This is a genomic window from Enterobacter sp. V87_3, from assembly GCF_029967835.1.
Classification (GTDB): Bacteria; Pseudomonadota; Gammaproteobacteria; order Enterobacterales; family Enterobacteriaceae; genus Enterobacter; species Enterobacter cancerogenus.
On sequence record NZ_JASCAM010000029.1, the window covers coordinates 178,217 to 184,216 of the forward strand.

Here is a 6,000-nt window from a genome sequence, read left to right on the forward strand (position 1 = left end):
ATGCGCTGTATTTTGCCGGGTGGCGGCTTCGCCTTACCCGGCCTACGGGGTCGTGCCAGAGGGCAGGGGGGAGAGCATCAGGCCGCAATATGTGTATTTTGGCCTACCCGGCTAGCGGTGCAATTTCCCGTGATCGCGCAGCCACGCGGCTGTACGCACAATCCCTTCATCCAGCGACACCACCGGCTTATAGCCCAGTTCACGCTCGGCGCGGGAAATATCCAGCGTAAAATCAAAGTTCAGCTTTGATACGCCATAGTGTGTCAGCGCTGGCTCTCTGGCCGATTTATTGCCAAAGCGCTCCATGCTGCGGGCGATCATATCCAGCATCGGATACGGTACCGAGCGAATGCGGCAGTGGATGTTTAGCTCATCGATCAGGCGCTGCACAATGCTGCGCAGCGTTTGCGGTTCGCCGTTGGTGATGTTGTAGGCCCGGCCTGACACCAGCTTATCGCAGTCAGGCTGGCTGGCCAGCCACATGGCGTGGACGGCGTTTTCATAGTAGGTCATGTCTACCAGCGCATCGCCCCCGCGCGGGAGCAGCACGCTGCCATAATGGTGCATCATCTGCGCCAGTCGCGGGATAAACACCTTGTCGTGCGGCCCGAAAAGGCTCTGCGGACGCAGGACGGTGAAGCGGGTATGCGGGTTTGACTGCGCCAGCAGGTCGATCACCTCTTCGCTGGCAGCCTTGCTGCGGGCAAATTCACAGGCAAAGCGCGCCGGACGGAAATCTTCCTGAATATCGCGGTGGTGATGATAGTCAAAATAGAGCGACGGGGAAGAGATATGAATGAAGTTACGCACGCCCCAGGCGACGGCCCATTCGCCCAGACGGCGCGTGGCGCGCACGTTGGCGAGGTCGAACGCTTCCTGCGTTCCCCACGGGGAGGTAAAACTGGAGCAGTGCCACAGCGTATCAATACCGGCCAGCATCACTTTGGCCTGAGAGGAGACCAGCTCCGTCAGGTCGGCATGGACAAATTCAGCGCCCATTTTTTGCAGCAGCTTGCCCATCGCTTCGTTGCGACCGGTCGCCCTGACGCTGATGCCTTTGTTGCGCAGAAATTCGACCGCATTTCGGCCTAAGCCGCTGGTCGCCCCGGTCACCAGTACCTTCATATCAATCCACTGTGTTGAAAAGAATTTCGTGCGCATTCTTTCGTGAATTACGGCCGTATGCAATGGGAAACGTGAAAGAATAAGCGTTTTATTTAGATCTTTTCCCGCTTTGCTTCTGCAATTTGCGCAATGCGCTTCGCCATGCCGCGGAAGATAAACAGGTGCGCCGGGATCATAAACAGCCAGTAGAACAGCCCCGGCATACCGTGCGGATGCCACCAGGCACGGACGTCGAGTTCACGGCGATCGCCCTTGTCTTTCAGCGTAAAGCAGAGCCGACCAAGCCCCGGCGCTTTCATGCCAAACAGCAGCGCCAGCTGCTTTTCAGGCTCAACGATAATCACCTTCCAGCTGTCGACCGTATCCCCCACCTTAAGCCAGGGATGCGCCGGGCGGCCTTTCGCCAGCCGATGACCGACCAGCAGATCCAGCGCGCCCCGCGTTTGCCAGAGAATATTGCCGAAGAAATAGCGCTCTTTGCCGCCAATCTGGTTGATGGTTTCCCACAGCGATGCCAGGCTCGCCTGGGTTGTGACGGTAAAGCCGGCCTGCTTCGGGTAGTAACCGTACTCGGGGCGCCAGCGGGCAAAAGCCTGCGCGTCGTAGCCCCAGTCGCTGGAGTTGACCAGCTTCTCTTCCTCTTTCAGGGTGTGGCGCACGGCGTCGTCAAAGCGGATCAGATCCTGCGGGATGAGGGCGCGTAGCGCGCGATCGTCGGCTAACAGATCGTGTTTCAGCCCCTGGATAAGCGCCTTCGCGGTGGTTGGCGGCACGGAGGTGATGACGTTTAAAAACCACACCGAGATCCAGCGGGTCGGGAAGGGGATCGGTACCAGCCAGCGGCGGCGTCCGCTTACGCGCATAAAATGCTCGAACTGCTCCTGATAGCTCAGCACCTCCGGGCCTGCGGCTTCCAGCACACGATGCTGCTCGCCCGGATGGTCCAGCAGTGCAACCAGATAGTGCAGCAGGTTCTCCAGCGCGATGGGGGTGGTGCGCGAGCGCACCCAGCGTGGCGGCGTCAGGATCGGAAGGTTATAGACCATGTCACGCATCACTTCGAAGGCGGCAGAACCGGCACCGACGATGATCCCGGCGCGCAGTTCGGTGACCGGGATAGCGGCGCTGCGCAGGGTCTCTGCCGTCAGCTGGCGGGCGCGAAGATGGTCGGACTGCTCGCTTTCAGGGGCCTGCAGCGAGCTTAAAAAAATCACCTGTTTTACCGGCGTTTGCAGCAGGGCGTCGCGAACGTTCATCGCCACCTGACGCTCGTGAGCGATGAAGTCGCCGCCTTCGCCCATGCTGTGAACCAGGTAATAAAGCGTATCAACCCCTTCCAGCAGGGCGGGCAGCTCTTTTGGCCAGGTCAGGTCGACGCTGTGGCAGGTGACGCCGGGCAGGTTTTGCTTTTGAAGACGCTCAACGCTGCGTGCCACCGCCAGCACCTGATGCCCCTGCTGGCTTAACGCGACGGTCAGATGCTGGCCAATATAACCGCTGGCGCCGAGCACCAGAATACGTTGTGGCACGTTGCTCTCCTTAATTAACGCTGTAAAAACGCCTGCCAGTGTTTGACCACGTCCGTGAGTTGCTCGCGGTTGACGTCGAGATGCATGACCAGGCGTACCACCGGTGAGGCGTTGATCAGCACGCCACGCGCCTTCATAAATTCACCCAGCGCCGCAGCGTGCTCGTCGCCCACGCGGACAAACAGCATGTTGGTGTCGTGGCGCATGACGTCCGCACCAATCTCACGCAGCTGTGCCGCCATCCACGCGGCGTTCTCGTGGTCGTCCTTCAGGCGTGCAACGTTGTTGTTCAACGCATACAGCCCGGCTGCCGCCAGGATCCCGGCCTGACGCATGCCGCCGCCGGTCATTTTGCGCCAGCGATTCGCACGCTTGATGTAGTCCGCGCTGCCGACCAGCAGCGAGCCAACCGGCGTGCCTAACCCTTTGGAGAGGCAAATGGTGAACGAGTCACAATATTGGGTGATGGCTTTCAGCTCGCAGCCGTACTCGACCACCGCGTTGAAAATGCGCGCGCCGTCAACGTGCAGGCCCAGCCCGCGCTCGCGGGTGAATTCCCACGCCGCTTTCAGGTATTCGCGCGGCAGGACTTTGCCGTTATGGGTATTTTCGAGGCTCAGCAGCTTAGTACGGGCAAAGTGGATGTCATCGGCTTTGATTTTCGCAGCGACTTTATCCAGGGGAAGGGAGCCGTCCGGCGCGGCGTCAATCGGCTGCGGCTGAATGCTGCCGAGCACCGCTGCGCCGCCGGCTTCGTACAGATAATTATGCGCACCCTGGCCAACTAGATACTCTTCGCCGCGCTCGCAGTGGCTGAGCAGCGCCACCAGGTTGGCCTGGGTTCCGGTCGGCAGAAACAGCGCCGCCTCTTTACCGCTCAGCTCTGCGGCATAGCGCTGCAGTTCGTTAACCGTCGGGTCGTCACCGTAGACGTCATCCCCGACCGGGGCGGCCATCATTGCATCAAGCATGGCGCGGCTCGGCCGGGTGACGGTATCACTGCGTAAATCAATCATCTCACATCCCTATAGTTAAAAAGGCAATGTGAGATGTTTTACCTGAGCCAGTTGGTTTTTGCCAGTTCCATCACCTCGTCACCGCGTCCGCTGATAATGGCGCGCAGCATATAGAGGCTAAAGCCTTTGGCCTGCTCCAGCTTGATCTCCGGTGGGATCGCCAGCTCGTCTTTGGCGACGACAACGTCCACCAGCACCGGACCGTCGATGGAGAACGCGCGCTGCAGGGCTTCATCAACCTCTGAGGCTTTCTCCACGCGGATGCCGGTGATGCCGCAGGCTTCGGCGATGCGGGCAAAGTTGGTGTCGTGCAGGTCGGTGCCGTCCGTCAGGTAGCCGCCAGCCTTCATCTCCATCGCCACGAAGCCCAGCACGCTGTTGTTGAAGACCACGATTTTGAGCGGGAGCTTCATCTGCACCACCGACAGGAAATCCCCCATTAGCATGCTAAAGCCGCCGTCGCCGCACATCGCCACCACCTGACGTTCCGGTGCGGTAGCCTTCGCGCCCAGCGCCTGCGGCATGGCGTTTGCCATCGAGCCGTGGTTGAACGAGCCGAGCAGGCGGCGTCTGCCGTTCATCTTCAGATAGCGTGCTGCCCAGACGGTCGGCGTGCCGACGTCGCAGGTGAAGATGGCGTCATCGTCCGCGAAGCGGCTGATCTGCTGAGCCAGATACTGCGGGTGAATTGCTTTGTCGCTTGGCTTCGCCAGGTCGTCCAGATCCTTGCGCGCATCGCGGTAGTCGCTCAGCGCTTTGTCGAGGAATTTGCGGTCGGTTTTCTCTTCCAGAAGCGGCAGCAGGGCGCTAAGCGTGGACTTGATATCACCTATCAGCGCCATATCGACCTTACAGTGCGACCCGATGCTGCCCGGGTTGATGTCAATCTGGATGATTTTGGCATCCGACGGGTAAAACGCGCGGTACGGGAATTGGGTGCCGAGCAGCACCAGCGTATCGGCGTTCATCATGGTGTGAAAGCCGCTGGAAAAGCCGATCAGCCCGGTCATGCCGACGTCGAACGGGTTGTCGTACTCGACGTGCTCTTTGCCGCGCAGGGCGTGGACAATCGGCGCTTTAAGCTTTTCAGCAAACGCCAGCAGCTCCTGGTGCGCACCCGCACAGCCGCTGCCGCACATCAGGGCGATGTTGCTGGAGTAGCGCAGCAGTTGCGCCAGCTTTTTCAGCTCCTCTTCGGCAGGCGTGACCACCGGCTGCGGCGCGTGATACCAGTGGCTGCTGGCACCCTCCGGCGCGGCCTTGAGCGCCACGTCTCCAGGCAACACGACCACCGACACGCCGCGGTTCAGCACGGCTTTGCGCATTGCAATCGCCAGCACCTGCGGGATCTGCTCCGGGGATGAAACCAGCTCACAGTAGTGGCTGCATTCACGGAACAGCTCCTGCGGATGCGTCTCCTGAAAATAGCCGCTGCCGATTTCGCTCGACGGGATGTGGGCGGCAATCGCCACCACCGGAACATGGTTACGGTGGCAGTCGAACAGGCCGTTAATCAGATGCAGGTTGCCCGGCCCGCACGATCCCGCACAGACTGCCAGTTCACCCGTAAGCTGCGCTTCTGCGCCTGCGGCAAAGGCGGCAACCTCCTCATGGCGGGTCGGCATCCATTCGATGGTTTTCATCTTATTGAGGCTGTCGCTGAGTCCGTTCAGGGAATCGCCGGTGACGCCCCAGATACGTTTTACGCCAGCCTGTTCAAGGGTTTTCGCTATGTAAGCAGCCACGGTTTGTTTCATGGGTGTCCTTCTCCTTTTTGTGATATCGCTTACAAGCTTAGAAGAAAGTCGGCGCATTGCCCGTTAATTCCCCCGCTGCGCACAGCGATTTGCGGGAGCGTGGTGGGTGTTGTTCATGGGGAACAACTACACCAGTGCGGGTGAAAACCCTTTTTTTTAGAGCATGTGTAAGTTGTTGATTTTTCATGGGGCTGTGGAGGTTTCTGGAAAAAGGGTGTGCAGAAGAAAGTGAGGGGATAAGATTTATTTTACAATGAGATAGGTGTAGATTGTGTGAGTTCACTGCCGGATAGGCAGCTTAGAAACATCGCTAATACTTACCGTTGTTTCAATTTGACGTTCACTGCCGGATAGGCAGCTTAGAAAAGGCCACGCCGACGCGCCCGCAATTTCATCACGTTCACTGCCGGATAGGCAGCTTAGAAACAAAAACATTATGACCCTGCAATATTTTCGCGGGTTCACTGCCGGATAGGCAGCTTAGAAAATCGAACGGGAAAACACTGGCCCCTTTAATATGTTCACTGCCGGATAGGCAGCTTAGAAAGAAAGCAATGGAACAGACAGTGTTCC

Annotated in this window: 4 protein-coding genes and 1 CRISPR repeat array; all 4 genes read right to left on the reverse strand. The window is 59.0% G+C overall.

Going from position 1 to position 6,000, the window contains the following annotated elements:
- Nucleotides 1-111 precede the first annotated feature (111 nt).
- The 4 genes from QLG21_RS18355 to poxB all read right to left on the reverse strand — a co-directional run bounded on the left by QLG21_RS18355 (nt 112) and on the right by poxB (nt 5,427).
- Complete coding sequence (locus QLG21_RS18355) at nt 112-1,125, reverse strand: NAD(P)-dependent oxidoreductase (RefSeq protein ID WP_088207909.1); 1,014 nt, start codon at nt 1,123-1,125, stop codon at nt 112-114.
- Nucleotides 1,126-1,217: 92 nt separating this feature from the next.
- The gene (locus tag QLG21_RS18360) at nt 1,218-2,654 is read right to left on the reverse strand and encodes an SDR family oxidoreductase (protein ID WP_058609254.1); all 1,437 of its coding nucleotides are present in this window, start codon (nt 2,652-2,654) and stop codon (nt 1,218-1,220) included.
- A 14-nt stretch (nt 2,655-2,668) separates the two neighbouring features.
- Complete coding sequence (gene ltaE / locus QLG21_RS18365; RefSeq protein WP_282484940.1) at nt 2,669-3,670, reverse strand: low-specificity L-threonine aldolase; 1,002 nt, start codon at nt 3,668-3,670, stop codon at nt 2,669-2,671.
- Between the two features lie 38 nt (nt 3,671-3,708).
- Nucleotides 3,709-5,427, reverse strand: a complete 1,719-nt coding sequence (gene poxB / locus QLG21_RS18370) for a ubiquinone-dependent pyruvate dehydrogenase (RefSeq protein ID WP_282484941.1) — start codon at nt 5,425-5,427, stop codon at nt 3,709-3,711.
- A gap of 277 nt (nt 5,428-5,704) precedes the next feature.
- Nucleotides 5,705-5,974: a CRISPR direct-repeat array (repeat unit 28 nt; unit sequence GTTCACTGCCGGATAGGCAGCTTAGAAA).
- The last annotated feature ends 26 nt before the right edge of the window (nt 5,975-6,000 follow it).